We start from the raw sequence: 16,494 nt of genomic DNA, 5'->3' as shown, positions 1-16,494 counted from the left end.
GTCCCCACCCGCCCCGTGCGCGGGTCCAACTTCCGTCTCGTCGGCGATCGCCTGCTCGCCAGGACCTGGAAAGAGCGGGGGCGCGACAACATTGCCGTCGTCCAGCTCGCGGCCGCGATCGAGGCCGATCAGCGCCCCGCCACGCCGCAGGAGCAGGCGCAACTGATCCGGTTCACCGGCTTCGGCGCTTCCGATCTCGCAAACGGCGTCTTTCGCCGGCCCGGCGAGCCGGATTTCCGCGAAGGCTGGCAGGAGCTCGGCTCTTCGCTCGAGGATGCGGTCGGCGAACTCGACTATGCCTCGCTCGCCCGCTGCACGCAGTATGCCCATTTCACGCCGGAGCCGATCGTGCGGGCGATCTGGACGGCGTTGCAGCGTCTTGGCTGGCGTGGCGGACGCGTGCTCGAGCCCGGTATCGGCACGGGCCTCTTCCCTGCGTTGATGCCGGAAGAACTGCGCGACATTGCGCATGTCACCGGCATCGAGCTCGATCCGGTGACGGCGCGGATCGCCCGTCTGCTCCAGCCGCGGGCGCGGATCCTCACCGGCGATTTCGCGCGCACCGAGCTGCCGGCGGCCTTCGACCTCGCGATCGGCAATCCGCCCTTTTCCGACCGCACCGTCCGATCGGACCGGGCCTATCGCTCCAAGGGTTTTCGCCTGCACGACTACTTTATCGCGCGTGCGATCGATCTCCTGAAGCCCGGCGCGCTTGCCGCATTCGTGACGTCGCACGGCACGATGGACAAGGCGGATTCTGCCGCGCGCGAGCACATCGCCGGATCGGCCGATCTCGTCGCCGCCATTCGCCTGCCCGAGGGCAGCTTCCGCGCGGCCGCCGGCACCGACGTCGTGGTCGACCTCCTCTTCTTCCGCAAGCGCAAGATCGGCGAAGCCGCAGGCGATCCATCCTGGCTCGACACCGAGGAGGTACGCCCGGCAGGCGAAGACGAGAGCGTGATCCGCGTGAACCGCTGGTTCGTGCAGCGCCCCGCCTTCGTGCTGGGCACGCATGCGCTGACATCCGGTCCCTTCGGCGAGACCTATACGTGCCTGCCGCGCGTCGGCGAGGCGCTCGAGTCTCTCCTTCCCGGCGTGATCGCTCTTCTCCCGCAGGCGATCTACGACGGCGAGCCCGACGTCATCGATCCTGATCTCGACGAAGATGGTGAGCTGGCGGATTTTGGTTCTCCCTCAGATCGCCATGTGCGCGAAGGCAGCTATTTCGCGGAGAAGGTCCACGGCATCATGCAGGTCCTCGACGGCAGGCCCGTCGCGGTCAAGGTTCGCAAGGGCCGCAGCGCCGAGGGCGTGCCCGAAAAGCATGTGCGGATCATCGGCAAGCTGATCCCGATCCGCGATGCGGTGCGCGAGGTGCTCAAATGCCAGGAAACCGACCGGCCGTGGAAGGATGCGCAGGTTCGTCTTCGCATTGCCTGGTCGAATTTCGTGCGCGATTTCGGCCCGATCAACTTCACGACCGTCTCGATGACCGAGGACGACGAGACCGGCGAGGTCCGCGAGACGCATCGCCGGCCGAACCTGCAGCCCTTCCTCGATGATCCCGATTGCTGGCTGGTCGCCTCGATCGAGGACTACGACCTCGAGACCAACACCGCCAAACCCGGGCCGATCTTTACCGAGCGCGTGATTGCGCCGCCGGCGGCGCCGGTGATCACCAGCGCGGCGGACTCGCTCGCCGTGGTGTTGAACGAGCGTGGGCACCTCGATCTCGACCATATCGCCGAACTGCTGCATCGCGAATGCGCGGACGTCGTCGCCGAGCTCGGCAGCGCCATCTTCCGCGATCCGACCGACAGCTCGTGGCAGACCGCGGACGCCTATCTGTCGGGTCCTGTGCGCGACAAGCTCAAGACGGCCGAGGCGGCGGCCGCGCTCGACGCCGAGTACGAGCGCAATGTCACTGCGCTGCAAGGCGTCCAGCCTGCCGATCTCAGTCCGTCCGACATCACCGCGCGCCTCGGCGCGCCGTGGATTCCGGCCGCCGACGTCGTCGCCTTCGTCAAGGAGACGATGGGCGCCGACATCAAGATCCACCACATGCCCGAGCTCGCATCGTGGACGGTGGAGGCGCGCCAGCTCGGCTGGATGGCGGCCGGTACATCCGAATGGGGCACCGATCGGCGCCACGCGGGTGAGCTCGTTGCCGACGCGCTGAACAGCCGCGTACCGCAGATCTTCGACACCGTGAAGGACGGCGACAGCGAGCGCCGCGTCCTCAACGTCGTCGACACCGAGGCGGCGAAGACGAAGCTGCAAAAGATCAAGGACGAATTCCAGCGCTGGATCTGGTCCGATCCTGATCGCACCGATCGACTGGCGCGGGTCTATAACGACCGCTTCAACAACATCGCGCCGCGCGCCTTCGACGGATCGCATCTGAAGCTACCCGGCGCCTCTGGCGCCTTTGTTCTTTATGGGCACCAGAAACGTGGCATCTGGCGCATCATCTCGGCGGGATCGACCTATCTCGCGCACGCTGTCGGCGCCGGCAAGACCATGACGATGGCGGCCGCCGTCATGGAGCAGCGCCGGCTTGGGCTGATCGCCAAGGCGATGCTCGTCGTGCCCGGGCACTGCCTGGCGCAGGCGGCGCGCGAATTTCTCGCGCTCTATCCGAACGCGCGCATCCTCGTCGCCGACGAAACCAACTTCACCAAAGACAAGCGCCACCGCTTCCTGTCGCGCGCCGCGACCGCGACCTGGGACGCGATCATCATCACCCATTCGGCTTTCCGCTTCATCTCGGTGCCATCGGCATTCGAGCAACAGATGATCCAGGACGAGTTGGAGCTCTACGAGACGCTGCTGACCAAGGTCGAAAACGACGATCGCGTCTCGCGAAAGAGGCTCGAAAGGCTCAAGGAGGGCCTGAAGGAGAGGCTCGAGGCGCTGTCGACGCGCAAGGACGACCTGCTCACCATCTCCGAGATCGGCATCGACCAGATCATCGTCGACGAGGCGCAGGAGTTCCGCAAGCTTTCCTTCGCGACCAACATGTCGACGTTGAAGGGTGTCGATCCGAACGGCTCGCAGCGCGCTTGGGATCTGTTCGTCAAGTCGCGCTACGTCGACATGAAGAATCCGGGCCGTGCGCTCGTGCTCGCCTCCGGCACCCCGATCACCAACACACTCGGCGAGATGTTCTCGGTGCAGCGCTACCTCGGCTACGTGGCGCTGAGCGAGCGCGGCCTGCACGAGTTCGATGCTTGGGCGTCGACCTTCGGCGACGTGACGACCGAGCTCGAATTGCAGCCGTCTGGAAAATACAAGCCGGTCACGCGCTTCGCGACCTTCGTCAACGTGCCGGAGCTGATCGCGATGTTCCGCTCCTTTGCAGACGTCGTCATGCCGGAGGACCTGCGCCAGTACGTCAAGGTGCCGGCGATCTCGACCGGCAAGCGGCAGATCCTCACCGCGAAGCCGTCGGCGGCGTTCAAACGCTACCAGACGCTGCTTGGCGAACGCATCAAGGCGATCGAGGAACGCGACCGCGCACCCGAGCCCGGCGACGACATTCTCCTGTCAGTCATCACCGATGGCCGGCATGCGGCGATCGATCTGCGCCTGGTGGACCCGGACAATGACGACGAAGCCGAAAACAAGCTGAACCAGCTCGTCGGCAACGCCTTCCGCATCTGGAGCGACACTGCTGAGCGCACCTATGTCCGCTCCGACGGCAAGCCGTTCGAACTGCCCGGCGCGGCGCAGATGATCTTCTCCGACCTCGGCACCATCAGTGTCGAGAAGTCGCGCGGCTTCTCGGCCTACCGCTGGATCCGCGACGAGCTTGTCCGCATGGGCGTACCGGCGTCCGAAATCGCCTTCATGCAGGATTTCAAGAAGTCCGAGGCGAAGCAGCGCCTCTTTGGCGACGTGCGCGCCGGCAAGGTCCGCTTCCTGATCGGCAGCTCGGACACGATGGGGACCGGCGTCAACGCGCAGCTGCGCCTGAAGGCCTTGCATCACCTCGATGTACCGTGGCTGCCGTCGCAGATCGAGCAGCGCGAGGGCCGCATCGTGCGCCAGGGCAACCAGCACGACGAGGTCGATATCTTCGCCTATGCGACCGAGGGCTCGCTCGACGCGCAGATGTGGCAGAACAACGAGCGTAAGGCCCGCTTCATCGCGGCGGCCCTTTCCGGCGACACCTCGATCCGCCGGCTCGAGGATATGGGCGAGAGCCAAGCCAATCAGTTCGCGATGGCCAAGGCGATCGCGTCGGGCGATCCGCGCCTGATGCAGAAGGCCGGCCTCGAAGCCGATATCGCACGGCTCGAGCGGTTGCGCGCTGCCCATATCGACGATCAGCACGCGGTGCGCCGCCAGACTCGCGACGCCGAACGCGACATCGAATATTCGACGCGCCGCATCGGTGAGATCGGCCAGGACATCGCGCGTCGCATCCCGACCTCGGGCGACGCCTTCACCATGACGGTGACGGGCGACCGCTACGGCGAGCGCAAGCTCGCAGGCCGGGCGCTCCTGAAGGAGATTCTGACGCTCGTTCAGCTTCAGCAGGAGGGCGAGAGCGTGATCGCATCGATCGGCGGCTTCGACCTTGAATATAGCGGCGAGCGCTTCGGCCGCGATGGCTACCGCTACACCACGATGCTGCAGCGAACCGGCGCCGACTATGAGATCGAGCTGCCGGTGACGGTGACGCCGCTTGGCGCCACCGCTCGCCTTGAGCACGCGATCGACGACTTCGAGGGCGAGCGCGAGTGTATGTCCCAGCGCCTTGGTGATGCCCGGCGGCGGTTGGCGTCCTATGCATCGCGCGACGGCGGTGAATTCGCGTTCGCGGGCGAGCTCGCCGACAAGCGCCGGCAGCTCGCGGAGGTCGAGAAGGCGCTGGCAGAGGACGATGGAAGCGGCGGCGAGATGGCGGTGGCCGCCTGAAATGGAAAAAGGAGAGGAAAAGAGGTGGAAATGCCCGCTCGCAGATCGGGCGGGCCGTCGACGCTGACGCTCAACCGCCGCCTGCGCGATCCCGGCCCGTCGTCCTGCGCAGGGCTCTGGCCCTGCTGGTCCTGCCGGGCAGGGATGCTCGGCCGCAGTTGCACCGGCTCGCCCGCTCCGCGGGCCGGGAGGTGTCTTCGGGAAGAAGACGAGAGAGGGCCGGGAAGCCGGTCCGCAACCCCAAAAGGAGCATTCCCATGCAACTCATCAAGGTCGATCCGCGAGCGCTGAAGGAAAATCCCGACCCCCTGCGCCAGACGAAATCGACGCCGCAGGCCGACGCGCTGCTGCTCGCCACGATCAAGGCGGTCGGCATCGTCCAGCCGCCTGTCATCACGCCCGAAGCCGGCGGCGGCAACGGCTACATCATCAATGCCGGACATCGCCGCGTGAAGCAGGCGATCGCAGCGGGTCTCGAGGAAATCGACGTGCTCGTCGACGAGGCGTCGAACGACAACGGCGCCATGCGATCGATGGTCACGAACATCGCCTTCGATCCCATGAACCCGGTCGATCAGTGGCGTGCGATCGAGCGCCTGGTCGCGCTCGGCTGGACCGAGGAGGCGATCGGCGTGGCGCTCGCGCTTCCCGTGCGCCAGATCAAGAAGCTGCGTCTGCTCGCCAACGTCCTGCCGGCGATGCTCGATCACATGGCCAAGGGAGACATGCCGAACGAGCAGCAGCTGCGCACGATAGCGGCGGCCGCGCTCGACGAGCAGAAGGAGGTCTGGAAGAAGCACAAGCCGTCGAAGGGCGATCCGCAGGTCTCGTGGTGGAGCGTGGCGCAGGGGCTGCAGAAGACCCGCATGTATGCGCGCCATGCAAGCTTTGGCGACGATCTCGCCCAGGCATACGGCATCCAGTGGGTCGAGGACCTGTTCGCTCCGGCCGACGAGGACAGCCGCTACACCACGAATGTCGAGGGCTTCCTCGGCGCACAGCAGGAATGGATGACGGCGAACCTGCCCAAGAAGGGCGTCATCGCCGAAACCACGAACTGGGGCGAGGTGAAGCTGCCGCCGAAGGCCGAGCGCGTCTACGGCAAGCCGACCAAGTCCGATTGCACCGCGATGTACCTCGACCGCGAGGGTCGTGTGCAGAGCGTGCATTACCGCATGCCCGAAGCGAAGAAGCCGAAGGGCGGCAAGGGCGCGAGCAGCACCGATAACGCCCCGGAGGACGTCGGTGAAGTGTCGAGGCCGCGTCCCGACGTGACGCGCAAGGGCGTCGAGATGATCGGCGACTACCGCACCGATGCGCTGCGCGAAGCGCTCGGCCGCGCGCCGATCGAGGACGATGCGCTGATGGCGCTGCTGATCCTCGCCTTCGCCGGCCAGAACGTCGCGGTGACGACGGGGAGTGGCGGTGTCTACTACGGCCACAGCCGGCTGGCGAAGAACGCGGCGGTGCTGTTCGACGCCGACGGCAAGCTCGCCTTCGACATGGACACGCTGCGTGTTGCGGCCCGCACCATGCTGGTCGACGTTTTCTCGTGCCGGGAAAACACCACCAACAGCGGCATCGTCGCGCGCATCGCGGGCGAGATGATCGGCGCCGACGCATTCCTGCCGAACATGGGCACGGAGGATTTCCTCTCGTGCCTGTCGCGGCCGGCGCTCGAAGGCTCGTGCAAGGACACGCCGGTCCTGCCGCGCCAGCGCGTGAAGGACACGCGCGCAGCTCTCGTCGAGCATTACAAGGAGGGGCATTTCGTCCATCCCTCCGCGCTCTTCGCCCCCGATCCGGCGAAGCTCTCCGACTGGCTGTCGTCGCGCGCGACGGCGACCGACGACGATGAAGCCGACGAAGAGGTGGCCGATATCGGCGAGGCAGGCTCCGACGATGATGAAGCCGGCGAATTCCTGGATGCGGCCGAGTAGCGACGCATCCGCTCATCTCATCTCGCAAACGACATCCCGCCGCCGGCCCTGCCGGCGGCGGTTCCGTTTCCACACACGCGCTATCCAAGGAGGACACCATGTCCGCGCACACGATCTTCGACACCGCACCAATCGGGTCCATCGTCGCCTGGTCCGATGGAACGCCGCAGCCCCCGCCGCGCTTCACCAAGAAGCTGGCGGCTTGGCACACGAGCAACAGTCGCGGCCGGTTGATCCGCAAGCAGGGGGCGCGCGGCGTCGGCAACCTCTCGCTCTCGGCATGCTTCACCCTGCACGAGGCCGACCACGGCGCCGGCGGGGTCGTCGCGATCCGCGTCCATCGGACGTTCTCGCTCGACTCGCGACTGGCCTTCACCATCGTCGAGCGCCCGGCGATCGGATCGGTCCGCATCCTCGATCGCGCTGGCGACGACGCCGAACTGGTCTATCTCGCAACACACGAGGCCGACGCCCGCGAGTGGCTGACGCGCCACGGCTATCCGCGTGCCGTGCTCCAGGAGGTGACGGCCGACGAGGTCGGCGCCGACATCGTTGAGGGGAGGACAGCGGCATGAACGCCCCCTCTCCTGCCCGTCCTCAGACCGAGACCCCCGGATTTCCGGGGGTTTCTTTCGGCCGAAGCGCCGACGGCATGCCTGTCGCGCTCGTCGGCGACACGGCGTTCGCCATGGCGATGGCGCGCGACGATCGGCACTATCTCGTCACCGCGTGGAGGCTCTCGCGACCGATGGGCGAGTGGACGCGCGCCTATTTCTACGGGCACTCAGGCGAGCTCGCCGACGAGGCGGCGTTTCGCGCGCGCGNGCTCGAAAACGCCGAACATCAGCGCGAGCGCAAGATGCTCGGCCGTGTCGAGGAATATTCGCGTGCCCATACGCCCTGGGGCACCTCGCAGGGCGCGACGATCTACGCCGAGGGCGTCACGTCGCATTCGACTGCCGGGCATGGCGGCTTCAAGCTCTCGTCCGAGCGAAACCGCAAGGTCCATCGCATGCTGCGCTCGGCCGGCGGATGGTACGAGGAAGATGCTGAGTGGGCGATCGTCGCGATCACCTTTCCGCATCTCTTCACCGCCTTCGAGCGTCGCTGTGCGGAGCGGACCATCAAGGACAGCTGGCCCGATGCCTGGGAGGCGATCTTCGGCACCATCCTCATGCCGGGCGAATCGCACGAGAAGGATCGCCGGGCCTTCGAAGCGGCCCATGCCCACGACTGGATCGTGATCTCTGCGATCACGTCGAAGCAGGTCGCGGGCTTTGTCGAGGTCGTCGCGACGCCGGGCGGTAAGCGGGGCTTTGGGACCGAGGAGCGCCGCTTCCTCGTGCCCTCGGACGAATATCGCGTCGGCCGCTTCGGCTTCGTGGTCGATCCCGCTCGCCACCACGTCTATGGCGGCGAGTCGGACTTTATCGGCTGGCAGCCAGGGAGGGCGGCATGATCCCCTCCTCCAATCGTCGTCATCTTCTCCACCGCATGGAGGAAGCACGGCGACAGACGCAGCGCCAGCTCGACATGATCGATCGGCAGATCACGCGGAGGATGACGGCGCTGATCCCGTCGCTCGGCCGCAGGCAGTCCGGGTATCGTCGCGGCAAGCCGCCGGATCCGGATGCTTTCCTCGAGCGGTATCGCGCGAGCCTGGCGGCGCTCACGGCGGAGCGCCAACCGGAAATCGACGCCTTGGCGCGAAAGCTCGCGCGGCAGGACCATGCAATCGAGGCGCTGCGGCGGCGCCTTGGTATCGAAGACGGCCGACCCGCTGGCCGCCACGCGTGCATCAGCACGACGGTGGATCATCATGATGCCGGCCCGGCTCGGCGCTGTGGCCGGAAACCGGCGCGTCGATCTTGCGATGATCGGCATCCGACGGCGTGCGGGTCGAGCAGAGAGCCCACGCCGCCAGCACGGCGCGCTCCGGCCACTGTCAACGGCGCATGAGGGAGCGCGGGCTGTCGCACCCTGACGCTATCCGGTCGACGCCTGGGCAAGGTTGGAATCAACTGGCCTGCGCCGGCGTCTGGTCCGCGGCCGAGAACATCCAACGCCGGCGGCTCCAACACCGGCGGCGACCTTGCCGATGATGGAATGCATCCGCCTCGTGGAAACCTCCGATCAGGCACCCGGCGAGACGACTGGCGCTGGAGTCGTGCGCGCGGGCGCAGCCGGGAGAGAGTGCCGGTCGTCTGCGATGAGGTGCCAGGCCGCCACGAAAGCGGCCGGACGGTCCGGCGGGTGTCATGCGTCGCGGCCGGCGGCCTGGTGGTGGGGTGCGGCGGGTACATGAGGTCCTTACCTGTCGGTTTCGCTTGTTGATGGGCGTTCCGGCCCGCCGGGCCTCCCCTCGGGTTTTGTTGCGCTCTTAAACCGGCGGCCGGTCGCTTCAAGGCCGCGTGCCGCGCCGCGTTGCGGCCGGAGCTGCCGATCTCGGCACAGCGGGCCCGCGCGCCGCGCGAGGGCTGGAAGCCCTGCTTGCGCGCAAACCGGCTCCGCTCGATCCGGCCGCCCCGGACCCTGAAACGCCCGTCATTCCGCCGGTTTCGGTCGATCGCACCCGAAGGGAGGACCGGCAGGAGCCGATCCGGGCCTTCAGGCGAACCGAAGGAAAGGAAGTTCTCATGACCAAAGCCGCTCGCACCCAACGTCAGCCCGCGAAGGTCGTCCAGCTCCGCAAGAGCACCACGCTCGAAATGGTCAGGCTTGCCTGCCCCGACGCCGCCCAGGCGACGCTCATCTCCGAGAGCTTTGGTCTTCCCGTTCTCGACGGCGACGGGATCCGTGATCTCCATCAGCGCATGATCGTCGAGACGGCCGACAGCCTGAGCGAAGGCCTCGGCGAGAGAGCGATGCAGATTCATCTGCAGCGGATCGTCGGCGCCTATGTCGGCTCCGCGCACGGCGCCGGCCAGTTCTATAGCCGCGCGGTGACCGAGGCCCGCGACGCGACGGCCAAGGCGTCCAACGACCTGCGCGACGAGGACCTCGACGGTCCCGTCGGTTTCGACAGCACCGCGCAGCGCAAGCGCGAGTTCGCCGCTGACATGGCCTTGCAGTCGCACGCCCTGCGCATGGCGGCCGAGGGTGCCGTCGCGGCCTACGAGCACGTCGTCGGCGAGCGCTGGAAGCCCTTCGAGCGTCCGGTCGAAAATCCCGGCCACACGCTCGATCGCAAGGCGGCCGAAATGCAGCTGGCGGCCTTCGGCTGATGGCACCGGGCGAGGCTTCGGCCTCGCCCGTCTTCGATACCACGACGCTGGGCTGGCCCCGATGGGGCCGGCCCCTTTTTCGTGTCGCTGCCGCGGCCGCAGCGCACGACGGCGGCGACGACCGCCATGCGGCCGCTCCTCAAGAAGATGGAATGGAGAAAATGAGGCGGTGCGCGTCGCGACGCCCGTCCGGCTTTTGGTCCTGCCAGGGCCGGGGCCCGGCGCAGCGGCTTCGCCGCCCTCCACTTCGTTGCGGCCCAAGGGTGCGCCGCTCCCCTGAATTCCCTGGCGATGGACCGCCGTGACGAGGTCGCGATGGGCGCGACCTCCAAGCGGAGGTTCAGGAAAATGACTGAGAAGAAGGAAGGCTCACGCGCCGACGTCTACGCGCGCATCACCGATCGCATCGTCGCGGATCTCGAAAAGGGTGTTCGGCCCTGGATCCAGCCATGGAGCGCCGGCCACGCGGGTCGGCGCATCACGCGGCCGCTGCGCCACAACGGCGAACCTTACAGTGGCATGAACGTGCTGCTGCTCTGGTCGGAAGCGCTCGCGCGCGGTTTCACCTCGCCGACCTGGATGACGTTCAAGCAGGCGATCGAGCTCGACGCTCATGTCCGCAAGGGCGAGTCGGGCGCGACCGTTATCTATGCGAGCCGTTTCACCCGGACGGAGACCGACGGCAATGGCGGCGAGGTCGAGCGCGACATCCCGTTCCTGAAGACCTATTCGGTCTTCAACGTCGAGCAGATCGCCGGACTGCCCGACCACTTCTACCGGCAGCCGGCGCCGACGATCGATCCGATCCAGCGGATCGATCATGCCGATCGCTTCTTCGCGAATACGGGGTCGGCGATCCGGCATGGCGGCGCGCGAGCCTTCTACGCGCCGTCGACCGATCACATCCAGATGCCGCCATTCGAGACGTTTCGCGACGCTGCATCGTACGTGGCGGTGCTGAGCCACGAGCATGTCCATTGGACGGCGGATTCGCGCCGCGTGGGGCGCGACCTCAGCCGTTATGCGAAGGATCGCAGCGAACGCGCGCGCGAGGAGCTCGTCGCCGAAATCGGATCTGCGCTGATCTGCGCCGACCTCGGGATCGTGCCCGAGCTCGAACCGCGGCCCGACCACGCAAGCTACGTGGAATCGTGGCTCCAGGTCCTGCAGGGCGACAAGCGCGCGGTCTTCCAGGCCGCCGCACACGCGCAGCGCGCCGCCGCCTTCCTGCACGGTCTCCAGCCGGCGGAAGCCGCAGAGGGGGAGGCAGCGTAATGTTTCACGTTCCGCCTGCTTCTGGGGAGGGGCTTTCGCCCTCCCCGATCCGCTTGCGCGTGCTCTCGCTCGGCGCCGGCGTCCAATCGACGACAATGGCGCTGCTCGCGGCCCATGGCGAAATCGGCCCGATGCCGGATTGCGCGATTTTTGCCGATACCGGCTGGGAGCCTGCCGCCGTCTACGAGCATCTCGATTGGCTCATGTCAGGAAATGTCCTGCCCTTTCCCGTGCACATCGTGTCGGCCGGCAATATCCGCGAACACGTTCTCGCCGCCGGCGAGGGCCGTCGATGGGCATCGATTCCGGCGTTCACCCGCACGGTCAGGCCTGCCGGTACGCCCATTCCGGTCCTCGACGAGGATGATGAGGGTGAGCTGATCGAGATCGGCGAACGCCGCAGCGCGGCCGACATCATCTCGATCGGCATGATCCGCCGGCAATGCACGGCGGAGTTCAAGATCGTTCCGATCCGGCGCAAGGTCCGCGAGCTCGCCGGGCTTGCCCGCAAGCGCTCGCCCTCCTTCCCTGTCGTCGAGCAATGGATCGGCATCAGCACGGACGAGGTCATCCGGGCGAAGCCGAGCTTCGAAGGCTGGCAGATCAAGCGCTTTCCCCTGATCGAGCGACGCATGTGCCGGCAGGATTGCATGGCGTGGCTGCACCGCCATGGCTATCCGATCCCGCCGAAGAGCGCGTGCATCGGCTGCCCGTTCCACGACAATGCCCGCTGGCGCGATTTGCGCGATCACGACGGCGAGGCGTGGGCTGATGCGGTCGCGGTCGACCACGCCCTGCGTTCCGGTCTTCGCGGCATCCGTGGCGATGTGTTCCTGCATCGCTCCTGTGTGCCGCTCGACCTTGCCGATCTGTCGACCGCCGCCGATCACGGTCAACTCGACCTTTTCGGCAACGAGTGCGAAGGGATGTGCGGCGTGTGAACACCTCGCTTTTTGCGGGGGTCAGGCCACGCCTAGCAGTCTCCGCGTGTGCGCGGGGCCTATCGGAAGTGGACTCCCACGTCACAGCACCGCTTCGAACGGGCAAGGGTTCTCAGAGCCAAGCGCGCACGTGCTCGATCCGCCAAACAAGCAGAGTTTCTGTAGCTTCATCATAACGGCGCAACAACCCGGTGATGATCGCATCGTCGGGGGTCCACGTGGATAGATCGCATCCCAGTTCAACAAATCTCGTGTTCCAGACCAGCGAGCCGCTAAAGCCGGCTGGATTATCGTAGAGAACGCGATCGCGAACGCTGCTGTCGGTGCCAGACGTCACACTCGCCTGACCTCCCTTCCATAGGACTTCAAAAATTTCGCCGTCGCCAGTGTCATGCTTTTCCTGCGAGCAATAGCCGCTGAGAATGACATCGGTGCCGAAATTTCCGATGTAGTTCGCGTTCTCGCCAGCAATGCCTCTGAAGAAGAGAAGCTCGTCTTTCACCGGTTCATGAATTTGCGCAAATCTCGATATTGAGAGCGTACTAGCCCTTCCACAGACCTTTGCCCACTCGTCCTCAGGCAAGGGTGAGATCGCCACGTCCTTCTTAGGGTCGCCTTCCATGCGCCACATGCCTGGCTGAAGCTGAACGCTCCCTGCATGATCGACGTAAAAAGCCGTAGGGTCAAAACGGGCAACGTGCGCGCAGGTGAGTATCTGAGCATCACTGTTCTCGATGAACGTGCCAGTTCCTATGTCAACTTCACCGGCGAGAACGCTTACGTATGGACGAGTGAAGGCCCTCATCTGATCGGCAACGGCGTCACACATTGCATTCCACTTCGTTCGTCTCTCTTGTTCCGTCAATTGCTTACCTCCCATGACATGGCGCCTGTTCGTGAATGCACACGCTTGCGCTGGTATTTCAATTTGATATCTAGCGCCGCATCCGGCGCGGAAACCGGACAGTACGAGCTTCACGGTACAGATCCACGCCACCGCGGTCCAAGTCGAGCGCGACAATTCAATCAGTGGGCAGCCGCTTGCGAGGGCCGCTTGCTGGATAGCGTCTTCCGGGAAGGGAGCACGGCGGTTGGGGCCGTGTTCTGCTCTTGACCGAAGAGTAGTCGTGGCGCTGCAACCCCGATCTGGATTGGCCAGTGATGCCCGGGCTTGGAGGCGATCGCCGGCAGGTTCCGGCGAAAAGAGAATGCGGCATGCGGTCGGTCTCGACCGCCGCGGACCAACCCCGCTCTGCAGCGATGGCGTCCTGGCCCTCCTCCGGATCTTCCACGATCAACCCACAAGGGGTCGGCTAGCGAGCTGCCGCCGCTCCAGCTTCGCCTTCGCGGTGATCGCGACCGAAGGCGGTCCTTCGAGGAGCCATCGAGCGGGAATTGGCCCGCTCCGGATGGAGCCTTCGAAATGTCGCACGATCTTTCCCTTGCCCAGAACCACGCCTTCCAGCTCGCTCGCACCCTGATGGTCCCGGTGACGCTCTTCAAATCCGGCGATGCCTACGGCGCACTGCCCTCGAACGAGCTCGACGACAGCGACGACCTGGAGCTGATTCACGAATTCGATCCTTACGAGCGTGGTCCGGCTCATTGAGCCGGTTCCGATGGCGCCGCGCGACGCGGCGCCTCGACTGATTCTTCACGACGACCGCGGCTTTGCGTGGCCGGGGAAGGAAGAAGAACCCAGCCGCTCCGTTGTGCCAGGGCCATCTCTCTCTCAGAGTCGGCCGATGATACCGGCAGTCGGACCGCGTCAAGGACGCGCGGTCATCCCCCAATTTCCCGCCGCCACCCGCAGGGCGGCGACAGAAAATCGGCACCCCCGCACGCCGGCTCTGCCGGTCGCTGCGCGATCCCTGACCCGGCCCTCCAGCGCCTGGTGGCCCTTCCTCCGTCATCGAGACGAAGGAGGTTCAAATGGAGAACGTTCACGACATCTACGCCGAAATTGCCGAACTCCGCGCCGAGCTTGCGCATTGCATCCTGACGCGTAAGGAGCGCCGCGAAACGCAGCAACGCCTCGATCAGGCGCTCGCGGAAGCGGAACGCCGGCAGCGCGAGGCGGCGGGGGCTTAGCCCCCTTTTTTGTCGGCGATGGCCGGCGATGATGCTGCATCGGGACCGAAGCGCTTGCGTCCCTCGGGCCAAGGCCACGCCTTGCGACGTGGACTTTGTCGGGCGGGTGGCCCCGCCGCCGGCGCAGAGGCATCTATAGGGCCAGCCTTTGACTATGACTGGCGTTGGCGAGACCGCGAGTACGACGCATCAGCTCGGTTGGACATGAGGGGCGGCGACCTGCCGATCGGGTTCCTGGCAAGGGCAGGTGCATGACATTCGAGCGAAGGCTGGGGATCGTGGGTCCCTTACGGGATGCGGCTGCGGTCGGCGAGCTGGACGCCGGCCTGCGGGAGAGCGAGTGCACCGTGATGGTGCCGTCGGGCGTGATTGCGGCAGCGATAGTGACGCGCATGTCCTCATTCCCAAGGCGTTTACGACAGCCACTCCCAATACGAACCCGATTGGCCTGGTCTGACCGAAGGACGAGTACGCTGCGCGTTCTCTCGATCTTGTCCCCGCAACGTCCGGCGACGACTTTTTTCCGCCGCCTTCGGCTTTGCATCGCGAGGCAAAAAAGCCGCCTCCGGCCGCCTTCCACTTCGTTTCAGCCCTTCGGGTGCGGGTCGATCGCCCCCGGTCTCACGACCGCCATCGGGTCGCGATGGGCGCGGCCCTGATAACAAGGAAATGAGACAATGGCTAACATCGGCACCTTCACCTCCAACGGCAACGGCTTCACGGGCACCATCCGCACCCTGACCCTGAACGTCAAAGCTCGGCTGGTCCGCATCGAGAACCCCTCCGACAAGGGTCCGCACTTCCGCATCTTCGCAGCGGCGAATGTCGAGCTCGGCGCCGCTTGGCAGAAGCACTCGGAACAGACGGATCGCGACTACCTCTCGGTCAAGCTCGACGATCCGAGCTTCCCGGCCCCGATCTACGCGACCCTGGTCGAAGTCGAAGGCGAGGAAGGCCTGCAGCTGATCTGGTCCCGGCCGAACCGGGACTGATCCGGGCGACAAGAGGGCCCCGCCGCGAGGCGGGGCCCTCGCCACGTTCGTGACGCGCCGCGAAGGCCCTAACTGCGAGCTTGAACGTCGGCATCGCGATAACCGCGGCGCCTTTTTGTACGCTCGAGCCGGCCGAGCGCGGCCGTCGCCTCTTCCGGCTCGTCGAAGGTCTCCATCATCGACTGGCCATTCGTTCCGATGCGGCCCCAATTCCGAATGAGCGACGCGCCGCCGAACAGCGTCGGCTGAAGTGCAAGCGCGTAGAAGCGCCGCATGTTCAGGTCCGGCTCAATGCGATGCAGGTGGAGCTGTTCGGGATCCTCGCTGGCCATGTCGTGAGTGTCGCTTCCTTCGGAAGCGGCGTCCAACGCCATCTATGAATCAATCTGGTCTGATCGATTCATCGGAGTGATCAATCCGTCGCACCAGCTTCGGCGCGATCCGCCTCTTGGTCGAGCCAGCTATGCGTCGCACTGGGGATGTGATCGATCCAAAGCCGCGAGGCGCTCTGGCATCGCGAGCAACTTCTGCGCGGCGGCGGTGATTGCCTCTGCGATCGTTGGATAGGTTTCCGCCGAGCTCACCGAAACGCCCCCCGGAAGCGTCACCGTCGCCTGATAGCCGTTGCCCTTCGGCGTCGCGGAGTGCGTAATTTCCGTCATCTCAATTCCCCTCCCGACGTTTGAGCCGCAATGGAATTGCAGGCGTTAGTGTTCTTGCTATCCGCGCCTTGAAGCGCCGCGAAATCGCAAGCTCGCCCGCCCATTGTCGGGAGCCGGGAAAAATCCGTCAGACAGACTTTCAAACTCGGCCTGGATGAACAATCGTCGAGGCTATTACAATGACGCGCGAAACGACGATGCCCTTTAATGAGTTCGGGTTTCAAGAAGTCGAATATGAAAGGTCGTATCGGCAGTTTGCGGCTCCTTTCCTGATCGAAGGAAAGGCGGCGAGTAATCTATTCTTCATGCACGAGGCGCAAATCGGCTTGGATGCGAGAACGCCCTCGCACACCGCGCCCACGATCGGCTCGTCGCGAAGCTTTGCCAGCGGATCGATCTGAAGGGCAAGGCGTTGGCCGCGGAGCGGCACGCTTGCTCGGATAGCT

At 65.6% G+C, this 16,494-nt stretch carries 15 protein-coding genes; 12 read left to right on the top strand and 3 right to left on the bottom strand.

Annotated elements, in window-relative coordinates; translation table 11 throughout:
* The 8 genes from X566_RS00715 to X566_RS00680 form a co-directional block, all read left to right on the top strand.
* Positions 1-4,923, top strand: a 4,923-nt coding sequence (locus tag X566_RS00715) for an Eco57I restriction-modification methylase domain-containing protein (protein WP_034462750.1), incomplete at its 5' end; no start/stop codon positions are given.
* 257 nt (positions 4,924-5,180) lie between these two features.
* Positions 5,181-6,863: a ParB N-terminal domain-containing protein gene (locus X566_RS00710; protein WP_034462717.1), complete on the top strand. Its 1,683-nt coding sequence runs from the start codon at positions 5,181-5,183 to the stop codon at positions 6,861-6,863.
* Positions 6,864-6,961: 98 nt separating this feature from the next.
* Complete coding sequence (locus tag X566_RS00705) at positions 6,962-7,438, top strand: hypothetical protein (protein WP_034462716.1); 477 nt, start codon at positions 6,962-6,964, stop codon at positions 7,436-7,438.
* Positions 7,435-8,322, top strand: a complete 888-nt coding sequence (locus X566_RS00700) for a DUF7007 domain-containing protein (protein WP_034462715.1) — start codon at positions 7,435-7,437, stop codon at positions 8,320-8,322. Before X566_RS00705 ends, X566_RS00700 begins: the two co-directional genes overlap by 4 nt.
* A complete protein-coding gene (locus X566_RS25240) occupies positions 8,319-8,822 on the top strand; it encodes a hypothetical protein (protein WP_244434627.1) in 504 nt (167 codons plus the stop codon). Before X566_RS00700 ends, X566_RS25240 begins: the two co-directional genes overlap by 4 nt.
* 677 nt (positions 8,823-9,499) lie before the next feature.
* Complete coding sequence (locus tag X566_RS00690; RefSeq protein WP_034462748.1) at positions 9,500-10,087, top strand: hypothetical protein; 588 nt, start codon at positions 9,500-9,502, stop codon at positions 10,085-10,087.
* Positions 10,088-10,435: 348 nt separating this feature from the next.
* Positions 10,436-11,362: an ArdC family protein gene (locus X566_RS00685; RefSeq protein WP_034462747.1), complete on the top strand. Its 927-nt coding sequence runs from the start codon at positions 10,436-10,438 to the stop codon at positions 11,360-11,362.
* Positions 11,362-12,303, top strand: a complete 942-nt coding sequence (locus X566_RS00680; protein ID WP_034462714.1) for a hypothetical protein — start codon at positions 11,362-11,364, stop codon at positions 12,301-12,303. Before X566_RS00685 ends, X566_RS00680 begins: the two co-directional genes overlap by 1 nt.
* Positions 12,304-12,415: 112 nt before the next feature.
* Here X566_RS00680 and X566_RS00675 read toward each other — a convergent pair whose 3' ends face one another.
* Complete coding sequence (locus X566_RS00675) at positions 12,416-13,282, bottom strand: hypothetical protein (protein ID WP_152539756.1); 867 nt, start codon at positions 13,280-13,282, stop codon at positions 12,416-12,418.
* Between the two features lie 444 nt (positions 13,283-13,726).
* Here X566_RS00675 and X566_RS00670 point away from each other — a divergent pair, with 444 nt between their 5' ends.
* The 3 genes from X566_RS00670 (at position 13,727) to X566_RS00665 (ending at position 15,386) form a co-directional block, all read left to right on the top strand.
* On the top strand, positions 13,727-13,912 hold the full coding sequence (locus X566_RS00670) for a hypothetical protein (protein ID WP_034462712.1): 186 nt from the start codon (positions 13,727-13,729) through the stop codon (positions 13,910-13,912).
* Positions 13,913-14,235: 323 nt separating this feature from the next.
* On the top strand, positions 14,236-14,394 hold the full coding sequence (locus X566_RS24915) for a hypothetical protein (protein ID WP_160170419.1): 159 nt from the start codon (positions 14,236-14,238) through the stop codon (positions 14,392-14,394).
* 677 nt (positions 14,395-15,071) lie between these two features.
* Positions 15,072-15,386, top strand: a complete 315-nt coding sequence (locus tag X566_RS00665) for a DUF736 domain-containing protein (RefSeq protein ID WP_034462711.1) — start codon at positions 15,072-15,074, stop codon at positions 15,384-15,386.
* A gap of 68 nt (positions 15,387-15,454) precedes the next feature.
* Here the strand turns inward: X566_RS00665 and X566_RS00660 are convergent, their stop codons facing one another.
* Positions 15,455-15,718, bottom strand: a complete 264-nt coding sequence (locus X566_RS00660) for a WGR domain-containing protein (RefSeq protein ID WP_034462746.1) — start codon at positions 15,716-15,718, stop codon at positions 15,455-15,457.
* Between the two features lie 129 nt (positions 15,719-15,847).
* A complete protein-coding gene (locus tag X566_RS00655; protein WP_034462710.1) occupies positions 15,848-16,048 on the bottom strand; it encodes a hypothetical protein in 201 nt (66 codons plus the stop codon).
* A 179-nt stretch (positions 16,049-16,227) separates the two neighbouring features.
* Here X566_RS00655 and X566_RS00650 point away from each other — a divergent pair, with 179 nt between their 5' ends.
* Positions 16,228-16,449 (top strand): hypothetical protein, encoded by a 222-nt coding sequence (locus X566_RS00650; RefSeq protein WP_034462709.1) that lies wholly within the window; start codon positions 16,228-16,230, stop codon positions 16,447-16,449.
* Positions 16,450-16,494 lie beyond the last annotated feature (45 nt).

Source organism: Afipia sp. P52-10, from assembly GCF_000516555.1.
Classification (GTDB): Bacteria; Pseudomonadota; Alphaproteobacteria; order Rhizobiales; family Xanthobacteraceae; genus P52-10.
Note: the sequence above shows the minus strand (reverse complement) of the source record. Positions and strands in the feature narration are given on the sequence as shown.